This is a genomic window from Nafulsella turpanensis ZLM-10 (genome assembly GCF_000346615.1).
Lineage (GTDB): Bacteria > Bacteroidota > Bacteroidia > Cytophagales > Cyclobacteriaceae > Nafulsella > Nafulsella turpanensis.
The window spans coordinates 1-22,311 of the sequence record NZ_ANNU01000063.1 but is presented as its reverse complement, the minus strand read 5'-3'; the positions used below and the strand labels follow the sequence as shown (position 1 = coordinate 22,311).

Below are 22,311 nucleotides of genomic sequence, written 5' to 3'. Positions count from 1 at the left end.
CTATTGGCATAAACTAACAGGCTAAATTCTCCCATTTGGTCAGATGATCATGTTTTTGATTAATCTATAGCCGAAAAAGAATCACTTAACTGAATAGATACATCAGTTATCTTATTAGCAGAATTAATACAGCATCTTTCTAAAAGACAATCTGCTAAATTCCCTGGTTGGTATTCTTTAACTCCGGTTGGATTCATTACTTTTACACCTCTTGGTATCCAGGAGCGAGCTACACATACCACGGGTAGATTGTGCTCTAACATAGCAGCTACTGATCCGCTTTTTTCTATTTGAGCCGCAGGGGTAGTAGATAGCCCTATGGTTGCCTGAGCTAAGGCTTTAGAGACTTCCTTAATCGGTTGTTCTCCTAAGATCTCCAGCGGCAATCCTTCAGACCTCCATGCTTTTATCCAGGTATCCTGTTCAACTCCACAGCGGCCAACAAGGGTTAAAGAAACTTTAACGCCTCCTTTATTTGCATAACAAGCCAGCTCTTTTGTGAACTGTTCTACGGGGGCTCCTTTTTGAACTGCTCCGAAAAGGATAAAGGACAAGTTTTTATTCTGATTACTTATGCCTGAGGCTTCAGATACAAAACAGGAATTTCCTCTCCTAATATTAGGAATATTACCAAATAAGGGAAGAATGCTGGAATGAAAGCCAATTTTAGTTAAATAGTATTGGTAAAGCCTGGATTGGGTATGAATGACCTTTGGCTTAAGAGTCAGGAGTAAGGAGTTAATAAGATATTTCTGGAGCTTTCCCCACCAAACATGTTTCAATGATGCTTCTTCCTCCATGCCCACCCATAGTTCATGAAACATAATGTGCCATGACCTGTCCTTGCCCAGGTTTTGGAGCAAGCTACTTAAACTTAAAGAAAGCCCTTTCGGATGAAAAGAAAAAGGAACAAACTGCAAGCTGAGCCAATCAGGATCAAAATCTTGTATCCATTCTTTTGCTCTACCGAACCGACGCCGGCCCGACCAGTTGGCCGGAACCCTTAAAACTGGTAACTCTAAACCTTCAATCTCCTGTACTCCCAGGAGTTCCCATTCAAGGTGTTGGTCATTTAGTGCTAAAGCAGCAGCCTTATGCCCCTGCCGGATAAATTCTCCTGCCAGTCGGCGTACATAATCACCGACTCCGTCACAACCAGGTTCAAGCGAGCCGCAAAGAAATAAAATATTCATAGCTGAATTGCCTTCTGTTGTAAAATCTTCCAGTATTAGAATCTTTGCATTTTGAGTTTTTCCATTATTTGGATCTACAAAAAAACAGAAGGCCCGTTTTTCTAGGAAATAGAAAATCTGTATAGGAGGATGAGGTAAATAAACCTTAAAGAACTAATTAATCGATTAAATTTCTTTCAGCAGCCTGGAGATAGATTCACCTGCAACCTGCCAGTTCAACCTGGTTTTATACTCATTATAAGATGAAAAAGCCAACTGCTCATATTCTTTAGGATTGCTAAAAGCAGAGGCTATGTAATTCCCATAAACTTCCTCTGTATCTGATAAATCAAACATCCTTCCATTGATGCCATTTTTTATAATAGTTGGAATACCTCCCACATTAGTAGTGATGGATGGCAAGGCGAAAGAATTTGCCTCACAAAACACGAGCCCATAAGCCTCTGCTTTAGTTGGTAACAGCAGAAAATGACATTGAGCCATTAGGTTTTGGATTTTCACCTCTCCTTCCTTGGTAGATTTACTAATAAATCCATGATTTAGAACAAAATTAGGCAGATCTTTCACCGGAAGGTTCTTTATACCTACAACATGTAAATTTGTTTTAATTCCTAATTTGTTAAGTTTTCCTGCCACTTTGACTGCTAATTCTCCACCTTTTCTTTCCCAATCCACACCTAAAAACAAAAGATTACATTCCTTTCGGGAGCGACTACGAACAATTGCTTTAATATCAGCGAAGCTAAAATTATGTTTGATGTTAGCTCCAAACGGCACAACTTTTATTTTCCCCGCATCAACTTTGTAGTTTTGAAGTGCTGATTGGGCAGCGTAATCAGATGAATAAATAGCCAAACTGGCAGATTCCAATGCCCGCTGTTCTAGATAATGCCCCTTTTTGATAGTGTCTGAGCAAAAGTCATAAATATAAAAATTAAGTAAGCCTGCAAAAGTCGCATCAGAATAAATAACCTTTGGTTTACTTGTCTCTAAAAGGGCTGTCGCAACAGAACCAGGTGAAAATATTATATCAGTATCAGGCTTTAGCAAAGATTTCACCTGTTGAGAACACTGCCTTGCAAAGAAGGGGGTTCTGACAGCATCATATCTTTGTCCTATCAATCTATACAAAACTTGTTTCTGTCTTAGTCCCAGCTTCTTCTTTATCGTTAAATTTCCAATATAGTTTACTTCACCAACGTGATCTTCTAATGCTTTAGCTATGTAATATTCCAGTCCCGACCAATTATGAATATCCAAAGCGTTACCAATTGTTACATATGAGATTTTCATAATGTTTTACATGTTTTAATTTTTTATAAGAGGAATGTACAATCATTATAACAAGAAAGGCACTGGTATTCTACACATTAATTGGTTTACTGCACTTTTTCTTTGCAATTAACTGTTACTCGAAAGAAGATGAAGAAGTCTTTATTTGGATAATTGCTTAAAACGAATATTCTCCCATGAGGATATTCCAATATTTAGAACCACTAAGAGCTGTTTTATCCCAGTTATATCAATTTGCAACTTCCTGTCCCTCTTTAGCTAATTTAATAGTTTAGTCCTTTATTTAATTAAGTCTTACTTGAACTGTTTCACCCGAAATTTCTTTTTCTCAACAGGAACTAACAATTCATTTAAAATAAAATCAGATGGACCAGGGGTACAACATCCAACCACAGGCAATCATCTCCAGTGCTCGAAAACCAATACTTTCCAGGTAAGAAGGGAACATTCTTATCAGGCAATCCTTTATCTTTTTCATACCTTAATAAATTGTTAAAACCCTTGATAAGGGTATGATTGTCAAAAATAAAGTTTCTGAACTCTGCATGCCAGATGAATTCCCATTCAACAGAGGCTAAGCTGTTGTAGGAAATAATTTCATCGGGATCTAAACCAAGGAGAATGTTGCCAGCCCTAAATAGCTGCTTTGCTGTTTTGATAAGCAGCTTTTGTCTACCAGTTTCACTATAATATTATGAATTATTGTCAACGATAGTTACGTTAGAAAAAACAGTAGCAATTTCTTGGGATTTATCTATAGAATCCTGAGCTGCCAGATAAAATGTGAACAGCAAAAATGGTAGTAATTTCAAAAATGCTCCTAAAGTTCAGTCTTCATTCTTTTCCGGGGAATGCCCAACAACTTCTAACAAAAAAACGATTTTTTATTATTAAGATATTTAATTTTTAAAAAGCTAAAGGAGTTTCTTACCAAGATCAAGAGAGAACCCCTTCTTTGGCTGGCAGTTCTACAAAAAGTAAAAGAAGGCCCTAATTCTTCTAATTGAACCAACAACTTTTGTGCAGACAGTAGGATAGTTTATCCTGCTCACTTACTCTTTAAAATCTTCATATAACTGTACGAACTGTTCATGATTACCTGAACTGCTGCGATGAATATATTCATCATCAAAATGCCCTTAAGGGACGAAACATCAAAAATCAATGCGCCACAAATAATAGCCATTACATTAAGAGGAATTGAAATTAAAGGATTAATTATCCAACCTCTACCTAAACAAAGAAAAAAAGATGCTCCTGAGACAACACTAAGGCAGGCGGCGACTGTATTTAATAAAAGCTCCGTGCTCAAACCTGCGTAGTCTGGTCCTAAGATCCATAACAACTCAGTAGAAAATATCCAGAAGCTAAAAACCAGACATATATTTAATAGCACCAATCCCACCTGAATCTGGAAAAAGCGAAGCAGAATAACTTTAGGCTCATTGGGCAAACGAGCAAAACGTGGTAAAATAAGGGTTCCAAACAATACAGAAAGCGAGTTAATAACAACTGCCAGTCGCCCAAGCCCTCCTATTTGAGCAATTTCTGTTGTAGAACCGAAAATGGATAACAGCCAGATAGTTATTTGACCTCCAATACAATAGTATATAGCTTCAGGGAGCTTCCGCTTTACAATGAAAAGGATTTCTTTTCTAACAGCGGGATCAGGCTTTTGAGCATGATCAGCATATTTTTTCGAGCTGCGGCGAATATGCATATTTCCCCAAACCTGTGGGAGCCCGTAAGCAATGAGTGCAATAAAGGCCCAGGGAAAAGCAAATAAAGTCAACCCGAGAATGACAACACGTCCTACATTTGCTCCCAGCTGAACCTTTTGCAGTGGTAGTATATCCTGCCGTAGCTTTGGGGCAATTTCGAGCAGTTGGTTTGAAAGGGTTGTATAGAATGCCGGAATAAGCGATAAGGTTATCAAAACAGACATCCCCCAACTTGTGCCATGGTGGCGGAACAGAAAAAACAATGGAGGAACTGCTAACAATAAACTCCCTATAGCAAACTTCTTTTTAAGGTATGAGCCTGTAGACAATACTTTTCCAAGCTCGGCATGATCCTGCCAGACCTTCCCTCCCTGTGCCATTACACCCGTAGATATCCCTCCGTCAGCCAAAATAATCATGGCTCCCAGAGTTGTATTTGCTAGTGTATACAATGCATATTCATGGGTAGAAAGAGTCCGGATAATAATTATCCCGCTTATAAAACCAATTGCTTGTACCAGCACCTGCGTCGAGCCGGTAATGGTGAGTAATTTTCCCCACCCAAGCACCCTTTCAAAATTTGGGTGGGTATAAATACGCTGAGCGAGACTCTTCATATTTTCTATTATGCCAACCTTTGGGCTAATCTCATGGCTACTCTCCTTTAATAAAGTTCTGATAATCTTACAACAAATGCTCAGCCCCAAAGAAACACCTATAATAAGCTAAAGACTTAGGAAAAGGGGAAAAGCCGGTTATCTTATAATATGCTGTATCCCCTAGCTTACGGCTAAAAGTTTCTTTTTCTTCTTTTCTCCGTATCCGTACCCATAACCATAACCATAGCCATAAACCCCTCCATTTTTCTTTTTAAGATCATTTAATACAATCATGGGATAAGCTATTTTCTTGTTTCGATAAATCTCCTCCACAATATTTAACTGCCCCTGTAACGTTCGCCCATATCTTACCACATAGATACAGGAATCCACCAACGGACTAAGGGCAAAGGCATCCGCTACCTGCCCAACAGGAGCCGTATCGAGTAAAATATAATCAAATCGAAGTTTCAACGTCTCGATAAGTGTCTCGACTTTGGCTGACATCATCAACTCAGTAGGGTTGAAAGGAGTTGGTCCTGAATCGATCAGGAAAAAGCCCTGAACATTTGGAACCGGGACCAGCATGTCATCTACCGCAAACTCATTGCTTATCAGGTAACTGGTTATTCCAACTTTGGGTGTTAAACCTAAATTTTGCATAAGCTTTGGCTTACGCAAATCGAAACTCAGGACCACAACCTTTTTACCGGTTAAGGCAAGGCTGGCACCTAAATTTATACTTACAAAAGTCTTCCCTTCTCCGCTCATACTGGAAGTCACCATTATTACCCGGTTTGCTTTCCCAACAGTACTAAACTGCAAATTGGCCCTCACCAGCCTAAAATATTCTGCTACAGGGGAGTGTTTCTTTTCTGTTACCGCCAGGGAAGTTCCTTTATTATGATGTGCTATTTCTCCCAAAATAGGAACACATGTTTTCTGTTCCACATCTTTAAGAAGTTGTACCTTGTCATCTAATAAATCATGGAAATAGATACCTGCCACAGGTAGGCTTAAACCAATGAGTAAAGCCATAAAGTAAATTTTCGAACTATTGGGACTGATAGGATAGTCGGTTGCTTCCGCAGGATCAATTATACGGGAATTAGACATAGCTGATGCCAGCGATAAAGCAGATTCTTCACGCTTTTGTAGCAGGTATAAATATAAGGCCTCTTTCAAGCCTTGCTGCCTACCTATTTCCTGTAATTCCCTTTCTATTGCAGGCACCTGCTGTATTCTTGACCCAAACTGAACTGATTTTGCCTCCAGATTCGTCCGTGCAATAGCCAGACCCTTTTTAATATTCCGAAGGTTTTCGAGAATGTTAAGCTGAAGGTTTGAAAGTTGCTCGCTCATGTTTTGCACAAGCGGGTTATCAGGTTGAGTGGTCCGTAACAGGCGTTCCCGCTCCATTTGGAGCTCATTAAAACGTTGTATAAGCCGCTGGAGGGTTGGATCCTGGATACTGAGACTACTTGGTACAAGCTGGTAACTGTTACTACCTTGTTTGTTTAAATAATTCTCTATTGATTCCAACACATCTATTTGAACACCTAAGTCAGCGAGTTCCTTATTATACTCACTTGCCTCCTCTAAATAAAGGCGAATCTGAGAGTTCACATCTGTTACAGAATTTCTTTTTTTGTATTGTTCTACATCTTTTTCAACATCTGTTAATTCAATTCTTAGGTATTTCAGTCGTTCATCAATGAAATTGAGAGTACTGGAAGCCATCAGGTTTTTATCTTCCATGGTTTCTTCATCATAAACCTGAATTAACTTTTCAATGATACTCATTCCTTTTTCCGGTACTGGATCAACCATACTTAAACTAAGGACGCTGGCCATTTTATTTTCCTGCACTACCATTAACTTTCGGGAGTAAATCTTTGCCAGTTTCCTGATATCAAAAAATCGTATTAGTATTGATCTTTCCCTAATAGCTGCTCCATCAGCCGTGGATAAGACTGTAAAGGAGCCAAAGCTTTTTTTTACTTGCTGACCAAACTGGTGAGAACTCATCCTGCCATTTTCTTCAATTAAAAAGGAATTATTATCCCGCACGTGAATTTTAAGATCAGTATTGAAAGCAGCAGAATTGAGGGTGCTGATAATGATTTTAACAGGGCTGTTTTCCGCATGTATCTCCTTATCCTGAAAAGTTCCTTCAATAAAATAACCCACATTTAATGAAAGTTCTTCTAAAACGCGTTGCATTAAGTTTTTAGAAGTTAACATCTCTATTTCATTATCGATGTTTTTGGTGGACTTAAATAAATCTAAATTGATAAAACCCTCTCCGCCGGAAAAATCCGGTTCATTTTTCGCATCTCTGATGAGCAGCTTGCTACTGATATAATACTGGGGAATGGCATATTGCAGGTAGGCATATGCCAGGGTCAGACATATTACTGTCCCTAATACAAACCAATACCAATAGCGAAGAGATTTAGAAAAAACAGTTTTTAATTTATTCTCCTCTCTCCCCCCATTTGCATTTATTGGAAACAGTTCTTTTTCGACCATAGCTGTAAATTTTAGAGAAACCTTGTCAAGATGATTGATAAGATAGATACAATGGAAAGACCAAGAGAGATATCATTTCGGGTTGAACTGGCCTGTGCAATTTTTGCCTTATTTGGCTCCACGTATATTACATCGTTTTGCTGTAAATAAAAGTATGGAGAATCAAGCAGCTCTTTACTGTTAAGGTTTAGCCGAACAAGGGTCTTTTCACCACCTTCTTCTCTAATTAATAAGACGTTCTCTCTCTTTCCATAAATTGTTAAATCGCCGGCCATACCAAGAGCTTCTAAGATAGTAATCTTTTCTGATGGAATTGTAAAGGTAGAGGGCCTGCTGACCTCCCCAACCACTGTTACTCTGAAATTCAGAAATCGAATGTTTACCACAGGTTCCTTCAGATAACGCACCAATTTTGAATTGATTCGGGCTTTTGCCTCTGCCTTGGTTATTCCACCCAACTGGATTCTTCCTAAAACAGGAAAGTCAATAAAGCCTTCTTTGTCGACTAAATACCCTTCACTGTATACATTGGGACCATTATTACTATAACCACCAGAGTTACCGACTGGTATTACCTCTCCTTTATTAAAAAGGACGTTTGCCTCTGCACTTAAGCTGGTAACAGTTATGCTTAATAAATCATTAGGCTGTATTTTAGGGTCTATATTATTTGAATTGTTAATGTGATGTTCCATTTTTACAGCTCTTTCCTCTGTGCTACTAAAGTAGAGGAGGTTTCGTTTTGAGCAGGAGAGAAGTGAAACCAGAAGTAGTAGATATGTTGCTATATTTTTCATAAGAGAAAAAAATAATTAGTGATTCGCCACCTTGCAAAAAAACTAATAAGATGGGCTAATATTCCTAAGTGCACGTGCTATTTTCCTTCGAATCAGGCAAAGTATTTTTTCTTATTCAGGACTCTTCCCAGAGAAGGGCTTGCTTTTAACTCACCCAAAGAGGTTTCTGCATGAATGCAAAATCCTAGTGATTTAAAGCGCAGCAGCAATCTTTGCTTTCCCCGTAGTTCTACTACCTCACCTTTTACGCCTGTCAAAGGCCCTTCAACCACCTCTACCCAGTCGCCTTTGGCAAAGTCTCCGTAGTGTACTTCTATACTCTGTGATTTGTTAGCAATGAAATTATTTAAGTGGATAATCTGCTCATCAGGAATAGCCACAGGCTGTCCATCGAAGCAAACATAACATACCGCTCCTGGGGTATTCAGGACGACGAAACGTTCTTTTTCTGTAATTCGAACAAATACATAAGAAGGTATTAATGGAAATTCTACCCATTTCTTCCGGTCTGAACGCTGTTGAAGCTTTTTTGTCAAAGGGAGAAAACATTCCACTTCTTTCTCCTTTAAAAGGATGGAAAGTTTTTTTTCAGCCCTGGATCGTGTGTATACAGCATACCACATGGGCTCCATTCTTACTGCGCTACTAATACTCATTTTGTTAGCTGGTTTATAAAAAATAAATACTCTCAAAAGTTAAAAGCGCTAACGGTCCGGACACAGCTTCGCTCTTTCAGTTACATCTGGTTCTTTCACCATAACCTAAATGACACAAAGCTATCGCCCTCTCAGAGAGGGAAAATCCCTGAGAAGTTTCTTTTCCGAACCAGGTAAAGCCCTCTTTTTTCCAGTCCTGGAAAGTCCGTTAAGCTAATTGCTCTTTCTAAATGATGATGCTAAATTAACTACCGCTGTTCTTTTTCTCATACACATGTGGTGCATGCTCTTTTAGGTAGTTTGGAGAATGAATTCGTTTTTTAAAAAGTAGATTAAATATCCTTTGGGGTAAATAAATCAAAATTACCTCAGGAAATTGAAAAATAATTATATGTAATTGGTTTTAAGTAAATTAGGGATAATTCGCTTCTTTGTCAATAATTATATGGTTTTCTTTATAAAATAATCTCAGAAAATACTGGCCCTATTTTTTTATTTTTAGACCTCATTTTAATACCCACCGGCTTCCTCCTTCTTTCAGCCTATGAACTTTTCTTTCCTGCTTTATTATTGATGCCAGCTCAATAAAACAGCTATTAACTGGGTACAACAAAACTGCTTAAGAAAGGCCTCCCACCGTCACTGTAAAATCTCATTACATTTTGTTAGGAAGATATTATCTGAACAAATCATTCTGCTCTTCTTCCAATCTATCTTTGTTATAAAAATTGCTCATTCTCTTTTAGAAGAGCAGGTAATAACCTGTCTGCATCGCTCTTAATTGCTCTAGTATATCCTTTCTTCTGTACCTCATAAGAAGCCAAAATAGTTTTCCATCCAGAAACCGAATACTTTTTCTTCTTACAGTTGTTCTAAACCTTTAAAAAACACAATAGGAGAAAGTAGAATACAGCTTCGCTCTTTCGGTTACAGCTGTTTCTTTCAACCATAACCTAAATATTTTTTAATCCTTCCCAGTGAAAAACCTGAGAATCATATCTTCATTATCACAACTTATTCTGCTATTCCATGCGGTGTACTAACAGCCTCCGCCTCTCCGAGGCTCCGGGTAAAGCTTCCCTACCCATTGTTACTCATAGTAACTGAGAACAGGATGGCCACCTTGTTTAAGATATACATCGCGCTGAAAAAGCTCTACATCAGCCTCCATCATGTCTTCAACCAGGCTGTCCAGATCATATTCCAGCTCCCAGCCCAGCTGTTGTTTTGCCTTTGCCGGATCCCCCACCAGAAGATCCACTTCAGTTGGGCGAAAATAAGCAGGATCTACTCTCACCACCACAGTACCAACGGGGATTTGATAATCGGGGTGGGCACAATAGCTTACATTAGCTACTTCATCAGCTCCCTGCCCGATAAAATTTAGTTGAATACCCAGGAAAGCAAAAGCTTTTATAACAAATTCCCTTACAGTAGTCGTTATCCCTGTTGCGATAACATAATCTTCAGGGCTTTCCTGTTGCAGCATCAGCCACATTGCTTTTACATAATCTTTGGCATGGCCCCAGTCACGACTGGCATCCAGATTTCCAAGGTAGCAGACATCCTGCAAGCCAAGAGCAATTCTACAGGCTGCCCTTGTAATTTTCCGGCTTACAAAGGTTTCCCCGCGCACCGGTGATTCATGATTAAACAGAATCCCATTTACGGCAAACATATTGTAAGCTTCCCTATAATTGACGGTTATCCAGTACCCGTACATTTTAGCCACTGCATAAGGGGAACGCGGATAAAAAGGCGTTTTTTCACTTTGCGGCACTTCCTGTACGAGTCCGTATAATTCAGAAGTAGAAGCCTGGTAAATCTTTGTCTTTTCCACCAGGCCAAGCAGGCGGATTGCTTCCAGAATACGCAATGTTCCCAGCCCGTCTACATTGGCTGTGTACTCCGGAGTTTCAAAGCTTACTTTTACATGCGACATGGCCCCCAGATTATAGATTTCATCGGGCTGAACTTCCTGTATAATCCGGATAATGTTTGTGGAGTCTGTAAGGTCTCCAAAATGTAGCTTAAAACGTACATTGGATTGGTGAGGGTCCTGGTACAAATGATCAATTCTATCAGTATTAAAAAGAGAAGTCCTTCTTTTTATCCCATGAACCTCATAGCCCATCCCGAGTAGCATTTCTGCCAAGTAGGCTCCGTCTTGTCCTGTAATCCCTGTAATCAGTGCCTTTTTCATAAAAAAATAATTAACCTATACCTGATGATAAAAAGATAGCTTAAAATATAATTTTACTGATGTTTATTTTAAAGCTACTAAGTCATGCAAAGAAATGCAAACTTTTAAATGTGTTTTTTCAAATAAAATTTTTAACTAACAATCTTATATACAGACGGTTAGAATAAACAACAAAGCTCCATAAGCCAGCAAAAAGAAGATTACAAAGGCCGCTGTTGGGTTTTAAAAAAATTCCTTTCTGCTTCTCCCATAAACTGGTTGGGTTCAAGAGTAGCTTTTCCGCTGGAACTAAAGTATTCTTCTTCGGATATGGAAGGGCCTCACCCTATACTGTTGCTTTCTTTCAAAGGACGCTTTCTTCCTTAAAAAGGGGAAGAAAAATATTGTTTTATATAAATATTTATTTATAAATTTAATATAACATTTATTTTTAATGTGTAAGAGCTAGTTTGGGGCGCACCTTAGCTGTTTGCATACATGTTGTTCTCCTGTTTCATTTGAAGAAGGAGAAGCCGGCAAAATAATCTTTTTTTAAGCAGGACATTTTTACCCTATGCCCGTGAAATTTCCCTTTTTGCTTCTCCTGTTTTGCATTGGCTGTCTCTCATCCAATGCGCAGAATCTCCACCAGCAGTTGAGTGGTTTTGTTCTTCAGAAAGAATCACTGGAGCCTATAGCCAATGCTCAACTCCTGCTACAGGGAGAAGATAAAACTTACCAGGTATTAAGCAATGATGAAGGATTTTTCCTTTTTAAAGAGGTTCTTCCCTCCCGCTATCGACTCACTGTTCATCATGTTGCCTTTGCCCCTCAATCTGTTCCTGAAATTATGGTAAGAACCAGCAAACCAGAAAAGTTAACACTATACCTCGAGGGGCGGCCCATTGTTTTGAAAGAAGTAAATGTAGACTCCGATACCCCACTTCCTTTGGCAGAGGGTCTGAACCACACGATTTTTACCATGGAGGAAACCCAGCGTTTTGCCGCCACTTTTTACGACCCGGCCCGCCTTATGCTCTCTCAGCCAGGCGTAACCGGGGCAAATGACCAGAATAACCAGCTGGTAGTCCACGGGCAATCGCCCAACCATCTTAGCTGGCATATAGAAGGAGGCGAAATTTTAAGTCCCACTCACCTGCCCAATGCAGGCACCTTTAGCGACCGGCCCTCTGTTAGTGGAGGTGGCGTTAATATTCTAAGTGCTCAGCTTATGGGCCGCTCCAACTTTTACACCGGCCTTATTCCTGCAGGCTTGGGTAGTGCGGTGGGTGGTGTATTTAACATCCGCCTGCGGGAGGGCAGCAGCATTGACTACAATCACACCCTACAGGCCAGTCTGTTAGGCATTGATCTGGCTACAGAAGGTCCTATTAATAAAGAGTCTGGCAGCAGTTATCTCCTTAACTACCGCTATTCCACGGTAGGGCTGCTAAGCCAGCTGGGGGTTGATTTTGGCAATGAAGCCATCAGCTATCAGGATTTCTCCTTTCACCTCAGCTTTCCTTCCACCAAACTGGGGAGCTTTTCTGTTTTCGGGCTTGGTGGACTTAGCACCACCGACCATTTTCTGCCGGAAGAAGTAGAGGAATGGCAGGTGGCAAAAGATGGCACGGAAACAGAGCTCGATGCCGGAATGGGCGCTACCGGAATCCGGCACGAACTATCCTTGGGCGATCATTCTTCCCTACGCAATATTCTTACCTTCTCTATTCGTTCCAGTAATTATAACAGCCAGGCCTACACTCCAAGGTTGGAAGTATATAGTTTAGTCGAGGAAGAACTCCGACAGGAGCTGTTAGCTTTTAAATCTGAAATCACCACTGAACTATCGCCAAGGCTTACCGCTGAAACAGGTGTTGGGATTGACTGGTACAACAGTAGTATTACTGCATTTACCGCCTATGGCAGGGATGGTCAGACATTTACGCCGAATCTTAGCTACACCTCCATTAAGCCCTATGGTTCCCTGCGGTACCGCTGGTCGGCTGAATGGATGCTCCACTCTTCTCTGGGCCTGTTATTCGATAGCTATAGCCAAAAGATCTATCCCGAACCGGGGCTAAGCCTTCACCATATTTTAAATGAACAAAGCAGCCTTGAACTGGTATACGGGCTGAGGAGTCAGCCAACCCTCCGGCAGCCTCACTTAACCACCTCCTACACAGGAGAAGAGAATCCTCTCGAGCCGGTTCGAAGCCATTACAGTGCCCTGGGCTACAACAGAACCTGGAATTCCGGCACAAGGCTCAGTTCTGAAGTATTTTACCAGTACTTTTACCAGGTGCCGGTAAGTACCTTTATTCCCAACTTTTCTGCCTTAAACCTGGTGGAAACCTATGCCGGTTTTCCTTTACGCAATGAGGGAAAGGGTAGAACGTATGGGGTGGATGCTTCCCTCCAAAAGTTTTTCACCAGTGACTTTTACTACCTTGCCAGCCTTTCCCTTTTCGATGCAAGTTACCTGGACTCAGACGGGCAGTGGAGAAACATGCAGTTTAACAGCCAGTATAATGCCAGCCTTACAACGGGCAAAGAATGGGTAAAGGAAAAAGAAGGGCACCTCCGCATCATCGGGCTTAACATAAGAGGCCTGTACCGGGGCGGCTACTGGTATACCCCTATCCTGGAAGATCTCTCTTCTGAGCACCAGCGAACTATTTTTGATTATAACAGAGCTTTTAGTCAGCGCCTACCGCCCTACTATAGTTTTGACCTGCGCCTGAGTCATACAAAACAGAAAAAGGATTACCTCCGCACATGGGCACTGGATATCCAAAATGTGACCAATCGGCAAAACATCAGCTGGTATTATTACGACCAGCTGACTCAGCAGGTCGAACCCATGTACCAGTTAGGAATTATCCCCGTGATTGCCTACCGGCTTGAGTTTTAGGAAAAAAGGTAATTTCTGTACCTGCATAAAAACCATTCAGCACTCTGCAGGTTAGCACTTTAAACAGAAGAAAGCGGTAACTCCTCCTGCATCCTTAATATCAGGCAAAAGGCTCAATATTTACAGCATACACCATAAAACCTTTCCATTATGGCCGATAAACCTAACGCTTCCTCTTCCAACAGAGGATTTAAAATAGGCAAAGCCCCTGTTAGAATTCAAAAGGCCCCTCCGGAAGAATTCCTGAGTTTAGATGTGCCGGCCCGCCCGAAGGTTGACGCCAGCGATGTGGTAGTGCCGGATGGCTATAAGGTAGAAGCCGTGATGACCGGACTCTCCTTCCCAACTGATGTTACTTTTGCAGATGACGGAACCATTTTCGTGAGCGAAGGGGGCAGCTCCTGGCCTACCCGCCCCTATATGCCTGCGCGGGTGGTAATCATAAAACCTAATGGTAAAACAGAGGCCATAACCATGAATGTACAGGCTGGCCCCCGCGGAATTGCCTGGAGAGAGGGCGAACTGTACATGGCTATTAAAGGCGGCTATCATATGCAGGTAGCGAAGTATAACCTGGAAACGGGTAAACTCACTGTATTAATCGATAAGCTGCCGAGTGGTGGCTGGCACGAACCAGGAGGTCCTGTTTTCGGCCCGGACGGGCTCATGTATTTCGGCAATGGTTCCGTGAGCCAGCAGGGAGTTTGCCTGCCTATGGGCTTTACTGTAGATCTAGCTAAACACCCGCTGGCCCACGATGTGCCCGGGCAGGATGTCACGCTCACAGGGAATAACGTCTGGAGCCGCGACCCCCGCAGGCCTTACCCCTACCTTACCCAGACAGGCCCCTTTAAACCTTTCGGTACCACTGCAGAGAAAGGAGAAGTGATAAAGGGAGCGCTTTTCTGCAATTCAGCTGTCTGGCGCTCAAAACCCGATGGCTCCGATGTGGAGCTGCTTGCCTGGGGCATCCGCAATCCGTTCGGGATGGCCATCAATGAAGAGGGCGAACTCTATGTATCGGATAATGACTTTGAGGAAAAAGGAGAAAGGGCTATTGCCAAAGACCCTGACCGCATCTGGCACATTAAAAATGCAAAGCAGCCTTTTGGTTCAGTTAAAACCCCCGACTGGTACGGCTTCCCCGACATTTGTGGAGACGGTTTGCCGGTGAACCATGAAAAGCACCACCCGGAGAAAGGAAAGCCGGCTGATCTTTTTCTGCAGGACCCACCGCCATGGGCAGGACCGGCCGCCTTTCTGGAACAGCCCCATTCCTGCATGTGCAAAATGGATTTCTCCTCTTCCGATTCCTTTGGCCACAAAGGCGAATTATTTGTAGCGGAATGGGGTACACTGGCACCACTCAATTCGCCCCGCCGCGAAGATCTTGACCATGGCTTCAGGGTAATTCGGGTAGATGTAAAAAAGGGAACCGCAGAGCCTTTTATGCACAATAAAGAATTTGGCCCGGCATCCAGGATTGGAGGCGGAGGCATTGAACGGCCGGTATCCTGCAAATTCAGCCCCAATGGTAAGGATTTGTACGTACTGGACTTCGGCCATGCCCGCATCGACAAAGGCGCTATGTTTGCCTTTGCCCATACAGGTGTTTTATGGAAAATAACAAAGGAGGAGGAAACCCATGAGTAAAGAACAAATGCAAACCGGCTTCCTGCTGGAACTGGATAAAGAATGCAGGCAGGAACACTATGAGCGGACCGTTGCCTGGTTCAAAAATGTCCAGCTTACACAATCCTCCTTCCGGCAACTGCTGGAAGATACGGTGGAAAAAATTGAAGAACCCCATATAAAAGACTACCTGCACACCATGCTGGAGCATGCCCGGGAGCATGAGGAAAAAGCAGAGGCTCTGTTTACGATCATCGGCCATAAACCTTCCTCTGTGCGCAGCACAATAGGCGAACTGATGGGCAAAGGCAGGCAGGCCCTTGCCGATGTTATTGCCTTTGGAGGTGGCGCTAAAGGTCCGTGGCAGGATTTGCAGCAGCTCTATATCTCCAACTATAATTCCATGAGCGCTTTTGCCGTCGCGGAGCAACTGGGCCTTGCACTCGGCATTCCGGAAATACTGGATGTTACTTTTTCTGTTATCGCACAAAAATCGACCGATGCTTTATTGCTGCAGGAGTGTGCGCTGGAAATGTGTTCGAAATCCATTCTGTACAAACAGTCTTTTTGACCTTACCGGATTATCCAGTTTATCAAATCTCCCTACCCTTGGAAAGCTGGCGCCTCTTGTGCCAGCTTTCCTTTTTTCTTCCTGAAATCTACTGCACCACCTTCGTACTATACAGAAGCTTTTTTCTTTCTGGTCGATATTGCCTGCACCCCCCATGCCAGCACCAGTGCCCCAACAATAATGAGTGCCGAAACAATATTTGAATCAAGTGCATTTGTCATACTCCCTATCCATGCATACACCAGCGACACAACCGATTGCCCGATAAAGGAGTAAAGGAGAAAAGCTTTATAAGAGATACGAGTTGTTCCTGCCAAAAAAGCGATGGACTCCGATAAAACCGGCAGGGCTTTGGAAATTGCGATGGATAGTTTCCCGTAGCGTTCGAAAAGCCGGTTACCCGCATCCCTTTCTTTTGCGCTAAAGAAGCGTTTAAAAAATGGCTCGGCCTTTCTTCCCAAATAGAAACCAATAACCGCACCGGCCAGTCCAGAGAACAGGGAAAGAATGGCACCCCAAAATGGCCCCAGCACTTTTCCGTTCAGAATCATTACCAGGCTCGAAGGAACCGGCAGCAAAATATCTGATATCAGCGCCAGAAAACTGATGCCGATATACCCTATCATACTCCCCGGCGACTGCAGATAACCCGCTACTGATTGCTCATAATCCGATAAAAGCAAAAAGAACAAAATAACAAAAAAGCAGCTAAAGAACAGGACGGATAAGAGCTTTTTCATGGGTTGGGATAAATGGAAAACAGAAGCTAAGCATGCTCAGGGGCAGCTGTATACCAAAAACCACCACCAATAACAGTTGTTCAAAGAAATTTAATCCTCTACTGAAGCACTCCTTTATTTTTGCTCCATACTTTTTTACCTGCTCATACCAATAAAATCAGTATTTTATCTCCATCACGTGCCTCCCAGCCAGTTTTTAATTATATTAAAGTCCGGTCAGGTTTGCCCTCCAGAAGAATGGCCCTTTTCCTCTAAAAGGTTCAGTCTACAGAGGTTTTTTCATGGTTCAACCTCTCAGATCATTATAAAAAGCATTTATGACACAATTCGAAAATAAAGTAGTCTGGATAACGGGTGCCTCCTCCGGAATAGGGGAAGCATTGGCCTATACCTTTGCAAGGGATAAAGCAAAACTGGTTTTATCGGCACGAAGGGCCAAAGAACTGGAGCGAGTAAAAAAAGAATGTAAGTTACCCGAAGGACATATCTTGCTGCTGCCTATGGATGTATCGGAGCATGAAAAGGCGGAGACACATTACCAGGAAGTGATTGCAAAATTCGGGCAGGTAGATATTCTTATCAATAATGCCGGGCTAAGTCACTGGTCTAAAATTAAAGATCTAAGCCTTGAGGTCATTCAGAAAGTAATGAATGTTAACTTCCTTGGTGGAGTGGCCCTTACGAAAGCAGTTCTCCCCGATATGCTAAATCGTAAGCAGGGACATATTGTAGTAGTCTCCAGTATTCTGGGCAAAATAGTCACCCCAAAGCAGGCCGCCTATAATGCCAGCAAACATGCCATACAGGGTTTTTACGACACCCTAAGGGCTGAGGCAGCGCCGGAGGGGCTTAAAGTGTTGATTGTTAGCCCGGGAGCTGTCAATACCGATGTGGCAAAAAATTCGCTCGACAGAGAAGGTAAGCCTATTAATAAAAGCAATAAAATGATTGAAAATGGTCTTGATCCGGGCTTTGTTGCAGAGGAAATCCGAAAAGCCATCCAGAAGAATAAAGAAGAAATCATTCTGGCAGGAGGAAAAGAAAAGTTTGCTATCCTGATGAAGCGCTTTGCTCCCGGCCTGTTTTCCAGGTTTCTGGGTGGAAAGAAAGCCAGCTAATCCTTTTTTATACGGAACAACTACTTTAAGTATGAATTTTTCTCATTCCCCCAAAGCAAAAGAGTTAATAAAGCGAATAAGCCGCTTTGTACAGGAGCATGTAATTCCTCTTGAGCCAGAACTGCTCCAAAGTTCTGTACAGGCAAACCCTGACTGGACAAGCTGGGCAAAAGAACCGCGTATAGAATCCTTAAAACAAAAAGCAAAGGAGGAGGGCTTATGGAACCTATTTCTGCCCGACATCAGCGGTTTGGGCAATACTGAATACGCTCCGCTCGCCGAAATTACCGGGTACTCTCTGCTGGCCCCTGAAATATTTAACTGCAATGCTCCCGATACCGGCAATATGGAAGTACTATGGAAATACGGAAGCGAGGAGCAGAAAGAACAATGGCTGCAACCTCTGCTCGAGGGACACATCCGCTCCGCATTTTGTATGACAGAGCCAGAAGTAGCTTCCAGCGATGCTACTAATATGCAGGCAACTATTACGGAAGAAGGTGATGAGGTGATTCTTAACGGACGAAAGTGGTGGAGTACCGGCATCGGCCATCCCGATTGTAAGGTTCTTATTTTTATGGGTCTGTCAAACCCACAGGCACATAAGTACCAGCAGCACAGTATGGTATTGGTTCCTATGAATACACCCGGGCTAACCATTGAACGGATGCTGCCAGTGTTTGGTACCTATGATCCTCCTTACGGGCATGGTGAAGTAAGCTTCGATGGGGTGCGGCTGCCAAAATCAAATATTATCGCCGGTCTTGGGAAAGGGTTTGAGATTGCACAGGGCCGTCTGGGGCCAGGAAGAATCCACCACTGCATGCGCCTGATTGGCGCGGCAGAAAGGGCTTTAAAACTCATGATTGAGCGTTCCCTGCAGCGGACAGCTTTTGGTAAGCCACTTGCTTTTTTGGGTGGTAATCGTGACCTGATTGCCAACGCCCGTATCGATCTCGAAATGGCAAGGCTTCTGGTTCTCAAAGCGGCTTATCTGCTCGATACCAAAGGCATTTCCGGTGCCTTCAGTGAGGTTTCTCAGATAAAAGTAGTAGCCCCTGCTGTCGCCTGCCGCATTATCGACCAGGCCATGCAGCTGCATGGCGGGGCCGGTTTAAGCAATGATACACCGCTTGCGGCTATGTATGCTTATGCGAGGGTGCTTCGCCTTGCCGATGGCCCCGATGAAGTTCACCGTGCAACAGTGGCTAAAATGGAGTTGAAGAAATACGAGCCAGAAAAAGAATAGCATAAATTCGAAGCAGCGAAATTTTCCAGCCCAAAATTTAAAATATGCCTTACATCAACCTTCAGAATACGAGTCTTTATTACGAAGAAACAGGTACCGGCCCGGAAACAGTCGTTTTTTCACATGGACTTCTGTGGAGCGCTAAAATGTTTGCTGCCCAGGTCGAACAGCTACAATCCCGGTACCGGGTTATTACTTACGACCATAGGGGGCAGGGTAAAAGCAAGGTTCCCGCCAGTGGGTATGACATGGATACACTTACTGAAGATGCTGCTGAATTGATAAGGAATTTAAATGCAAAGCCATGCCATTTCGTAGGACTCTCAATGGGTGGTTTTGTTGGAATGCGACTGGCTTCCCGTTATCCTCAATTACTCAAGTCTTTGGTGCTGATGGAAACTTCCGCACAGGCAGAACCGGAAGAAAATATACCAAAGTACCGGATGTTGAACAGAGTTATAAAGCTGCTGGGGGCCTGGGCGGTAAAGAAACCGGTAATGAAGATTATGTTTGGTCAAAAGTTCCTGCATGATAAAGGAAGAATCCCTCTACGAAAGTACTGGGAAAAGGAATTGACATCTAATAATAAAACCATTACCCGTTCGGTAGAAGGAGTGATAAAGCGCAAGGGTGTTGAGCAGGAGCTAAAGAATATAAATTGCCCTACCCTTGTTATTGTAGGCGATCAGGATGTAGCGACCGTACCGGCCAAAGCCCGCTTTATTCAGCAGCACATTCCTGGAGCAGAATTAGTAATAATTCCGGGCGCAGGTCATTCCTCTTCCATTGAGGAACCGGAATTTGTAAACCGCACCATTATTAATTTTCTGGCTAAAATTTCAGCTAATGATTGAAGATAATAAACTGCTTGATAAACCCAGCAATGTTCGAGAGGAAGATGCACTTGATTTAGATGCAGTTAGCCGGTATGTAAAAGAACAACAGCCGGAAGTGAAAGGCGAACTGCGGCTAAAGCAGTTTCTTGGAGGTGCCTCTAACTTAACCTACCAGCTCGACTTCGATAACGCTACTTTCATATTGCGCTGCCCACCCGTTGGAACCAAAGCCAAAGGGGCCCATAATATGGAGCGGGAATTCAGGATAATGAAGGAGCTGAAACCTGTTTATCCGTACGTGCCTAAAATGATTGCTTTTTGCAATAACCCCAACCTTATTGGCAGGGAGTTTTACCTGATGGAAAAGCTGAATGGCATTATTCCAAGAGCCAACCTTCCACGAGAGCTGAGCCTGAGCCGGCAGCAAACCCGGCTTTTATGCACCAATGTACTCGATAAGCTTATTGAATTACACCAGGTGGATATTCAACCAACAGGTTTAAAGGAGTTAAGCAAAGGTAGTGGATATGCCAGTCGCCAGATCGAAGGCTGGTCGGAGCGCTATAAAAAAGCAAGAACATGGAATGTTTCTTCCTGCAGTTACGTCATGAGCTGGCTAAAGGACCATTTACCGGAAGAGGAAAGGTCCTGTTTCATTCATAATGATTTTCGCTTCGATAATGTGGTCCTCACTCCGGAAGATCCGGTACGGGTTATTGGGGTGCTGGATTGGGAAATGGCCACCGTTGGCGATCCTTTAATGGACCTGGGTAATTCTCTGGCCTATTGGGTTCAGGCCGATGATGACTTTCTGATGAAACAGGTACGCCGGCAGCCCACCCACCTGCCTGGTATGCTCAGCCGCAAAGAAGCCGTAGCTTACTATTCCGAAAAAACAGGCTTTCAGATAAAAGATTTTACCTTTTATGAGGTATACGGTCTGTTCAGGCTGGCTGTAATTGCGCAGCAGATTTACTACCGCTACCACCATAAGCAAACCTCCAACCCTGCCTATAAACACTTTTGGATTCTGGTTAATTACCTGAACTGGCGCTGCAAAAGAGCCATAAAAGGAAGAACATAAAAAGTCTGTAAGCGCATCCTTTTTCTTGACAGAAAATACCACTTAGCTTTTTTGGCTATATCGTTACTTGCCACCAAAGCCGACTACTAACCGTCAAGGTATGCTGGATTTGTTACTCAAACTCCCTGCAGTCGCCGGATGGATGGTAAACCCCTCCCCCCTGCTGATACACTACCGTTGCGCCTAAATGTCCGGCATACATCAGGTAGCCACTACCTACTACTAACAACACAACTACTGCCAGCTTTCCTATTTTTTTGAGTTTCTCCCACCACTTTAAGTCCAGCACAATCTGCAGCCCCAGGGCAATGGAAAAAATGATACTGGAAGTGTAGGCGCTGTTTTCATGATCCTTTAAAACGGTTGGATCGCAGATTTTTCGGGAAACAATACCATCGGCCATATCGCCGGTATAGATACCAATCCAGGCCGCCGCCACCCCGCCAATTAGCAGAATTTTTGCCATCTGGTACCAAAAGTCCTGACGTTCTCTCTTCAGGAAGAGTGAAACAATGTAGGCCAGTGTGGCAACTACCAGCAGGACAATTGGAAAATGAACGGACAGAGGATGCCACACCTCTGTCCGCCAAAATGGAGGAATCTGTTCCATCTTACTCCAGTACCACTACAGAGATAGGATCGAGGCGCTGCCCCACCTTTTCTACCTCTACCTCTACACGCTGACCTGGCTCCAACACGCTGAACTCAACAGGCTGGCCATCCTGAGTTAACTCAGTTGTTTCAGTAAAATACAATTCCAGTACCTCACCGGCTTCGGTCTCCACATAAATTTCAGTTTTTTCCGGCTCTACCTCTTCGATAACACCAACATAGGTACCTGACTCTACCACGTCAGTTTCTCCACCTCCGCAGCTGTAAAGACCGAACACGGCAATTGCCATAAAAAAGGTTTTAAATAAAGATAATTTCATTGTGTAAAAGAGTTAAGGGTGATTGAATTTATTAAAAAGTTGATTTAGGTTTTTCCCGATCAGAACATCTTACACCAGATAAAAATGGAAGTGCCCTTCAGGCAAATTTAATATTATTTGCTTGCAAGACAAACATCTCCCTTAATAGAAGGTGAAACATCATTTAAGGAACGAATAAAAAAGCAGGCAAAGGAGAAAAATCGGGAGTGTAAACGCAACTGTGTCAACTGGCTTTTTCGGTGTTACGGCGAAGCCTAACGCC

At 42.9% G+C, this 22,311-nt stretch carries 17 protein-coding genes; 7 read left to right on the top strand and 10 right to left on the bottom strand.

Annotation, left to right across the window (positions count from 1 at the left end; genetic code table 11):
- Positions 1-59 precede the first annotated feature (59 nt).
- The 7 genes from F752_RS0120390 to gmd all read right to left on the bottom strand — a co-directional run bounded on the left by F752_RS0120390 (position 60) and on the right by gmd (position 10,994).
- A complete protein-coding gene (locus tag F752_RS0120390; protein WP_017733603.1) occupies positions 60-1,193 on the bottom strand; it encodes a glycosyltransferase family protein in 1,134 nt (377 codons plus the stop codon).
- Between the two features lie 165 nt (positions 1,194-1,358).
- A complete protein-coding gene (locus F752_RS0120385; RefSeq protein ID WP_017733602.1) occupies positions 1,359-2,486 on the bottom strand; it encodes a glycosyltransferase in 1,128 nt (375 codons plus the stop codon).
- A 1,048-nt stretch (positions 2,487-3,534) separates the two neighbouring features.
- The gene (locus F752_RS0120380; protein ID WP_017733601.1) at positions 3,535-4,824 is read right to left on the bottom strand and encodes a polysaccharide biosynthesis protein; all 1,290 of its coding nucleotides are present in this window, start codon (positions 4,822-4,824) and stop codon (positions 3,535-3,537) included.
- A 162-nt stretch (positions 4,825-4,986) separates the two neighbouring features.
- Complete coding sequence (locus tag F752_RS0120375) at positions 4,987-7,338, bottom strand: GumC family protein (protein WP_017733600.1); 2,352 nt, start codon at positions 7,336-7,338, stop codon at positions 4,987-4,989.
- An 11-nt stretch (positions 7,339-7,349) separates the two neighbouring features.
- Complete coding sequence (locus F752_RS0120370) at positions 7,350-8,135, bottom strand: polysaccharide biosynthesis/export family protein (protein ID WP_026135882.1); 786 nt, start codon at positions 8,133-8,135, stop codon at positions 7,350-7,352.
- A 92-nt stretch (positions 8,136-8,227) separates the two neighbouring features.
- Positions 8,228-8,791: a UpxY family transcription antiterminator gene (locus tag F752_RS24720; protein ID WP_236614043.1), complete on the bottom strand. Its 564-nt coding sequence runs from the start codon at positions 8,789-8,791 to the stop codon at positions 8,228-8,230.
- Between the two features lie 1,090 nt (positions 8,792-9,881).
- Positions 9,882-10,994: a GDP-mannose 4,6-dehydratase gene (gmd, locus tag F752_RS0120360; RefSeq protein WP_017733597.1), complete on the bottom strand. Its 1,113-nt coding sequence runs from the start codon at positions 10,992-10,994 to the stop codon at positions 9,882-9,884.
- Between the two features lie 553 nt (positions 10,995-11,547).
- Between gmd and F752_RS0120355 the strand changes: the two genes are divergently transcribed.
- The 3 genes from F752_RS0120355 to F752_RS0120345 all read left to right on the top strand — a co-directional run bounded on the left by F752_RS0120355 (position 11,548) and on the right by F752_RS0120345 (position 16,090).
- Complete coding sequence (locus F752_RS0120355; protein WP_017733596.1) at positions 11,548-13,887, top strand: TonB-dependent receptor; 2,340 nt, start codon at positions 11,548-11,550, stop codon at positions 13,885-13,887.
- Positions 13,888-14,037: 150 nt separating this feature from the next.
- Positions 14,038-15,540 (top strand): PQQ-dependent sugar dehydrogenase, encoded by a 1,503-nt coding sequence (locus tag F752_RS0120350; protein ID WP_017733595.1) that lies wholly within the window; start codon positions 14,038-14,040, stop codon positions 15,538-15,540.
- The gene (locus tag F752_RS0120345; RefSeq protein WP_017733594.1) at positions 15,533-16,090 is read left to right on the top strand and encodes a DUF892 family protein; all 558 of its coding nucleotides are present in this window, start codon (positions 15,533-15,535) and stop codon (positions 16,088-16,090) included. The genes F752_RS0120350 and F752_RS0120345 overlap by 8 nt, the downstream gene beginning before the upstream one ends.
- Positions 16,091-16,197: 107 nt before the next feature.
- On the opposite strand, the gene F752_RS0120340 is transcribed toward F752_RS0120345, so the two are convergent.
- Positions 16,198-16,830 carry a TVP38/TMEM64 family protein gene (locus F752_RS0120340; RefSeq protein WP_017733593.1) on the bottom strand — a complete coding sequence of 211 codons (633 nt, stop codon included), beginning with the start codon at positions 16,828-16,830 and terminating at the stop codon, positions 16,198-16,200.
- Positions 16,831-17,147: 317 nt separating this feature from the next.
- Here F752_RS0120340 and F752_RS0120335 point away from each other — a divergent pair, with 317 nt between their 5' ends.
- From F752_RS0120335 to F752_RS0120320, 4 genes are read left to right on the top strand one after another with little or no spacing between them, the layout of a single operon-like run.
- Complete coding sequence (locus F752_RS0120335; protein WP_017733592.1) at positions 17,148-17,948, top strand: SDR family oxidoreductase; 801 nt, start codon at positions 17,148-17,150, stop codon at positions 17,946-17,948.
- 31 nt (positions 17,949-17,979) lie between these two features.
- Positions 17,980-19,197: an acyl-CoA dehydrogenase family protein gene (locus F752_RS0120330; protein ID WP_017733591.1), complete on the top strand. Its 1,218-nt coding sequence runs from the start codon at positions 17,980-17,982 to the stop codon at positions 19,195-19,197.
- Positions 19,198-19,241: 44 nt separating this feature from the next.
- Positions 19,242-20,051: an alpha/beta fold hydrolase gene (locus tag F752_RS0120325; protein WP_017733590.1), complete on the top strand. Its 810-nt coding sequence runs from the start codon at positions 19,242-19,244 to the stop codon at positions 20,049-20,051.
- Positions 20,044-21,117: a phosphotransferase family protein gene (locus tag F752_RS0120320; protein ID WP_017733589.1), complete on the top strand. Its 1,074-nt coding sequence runs from the start codon at positions 20,044-20,046 to the stop codon at positions 21,115-21,117. The genes F752_RS0120325 and F752_RS0120320 overlap by 8 nt, the downstream gene beginning before the upstream one ends.
- Positions 21,118-21,229: 112 nt before the next feature.
- Here the strand turns inward: F752_RS0120320 and F752_RS0120315 are convergent, their stop codons facing one another.
- Together F752_RS0120315 and F752_RS0120310 are read right to left on the bottom strand one after the other, a co-directional pair.
- Positions 21,230-21,727, bottom strand: a complete 498-nt coding sequence (locus F752_RS0120315; RefSeq protein WP_017733588.1) for a DUF2231 domain-containing protein — start codon at positions 21,725-21,727, stop codon at positions 21,230-21,232.
- A gap of 1 nt (position 21,728) precedes the next feature.
- The gene (locus F752_RS0120310) at positions 21,729-22,049 is read right to left on the bottom strand and encodes a hypothetical protein (RefSeq protein WP_017733587.1); all 321 of its coding nucleotides are present in this window, start codon (positions 22,047-22,049) and stop codon (positions 21,729-21,731) included.
- Positions 22,050-22,311 lie beyond the last annotated feature (262 nt).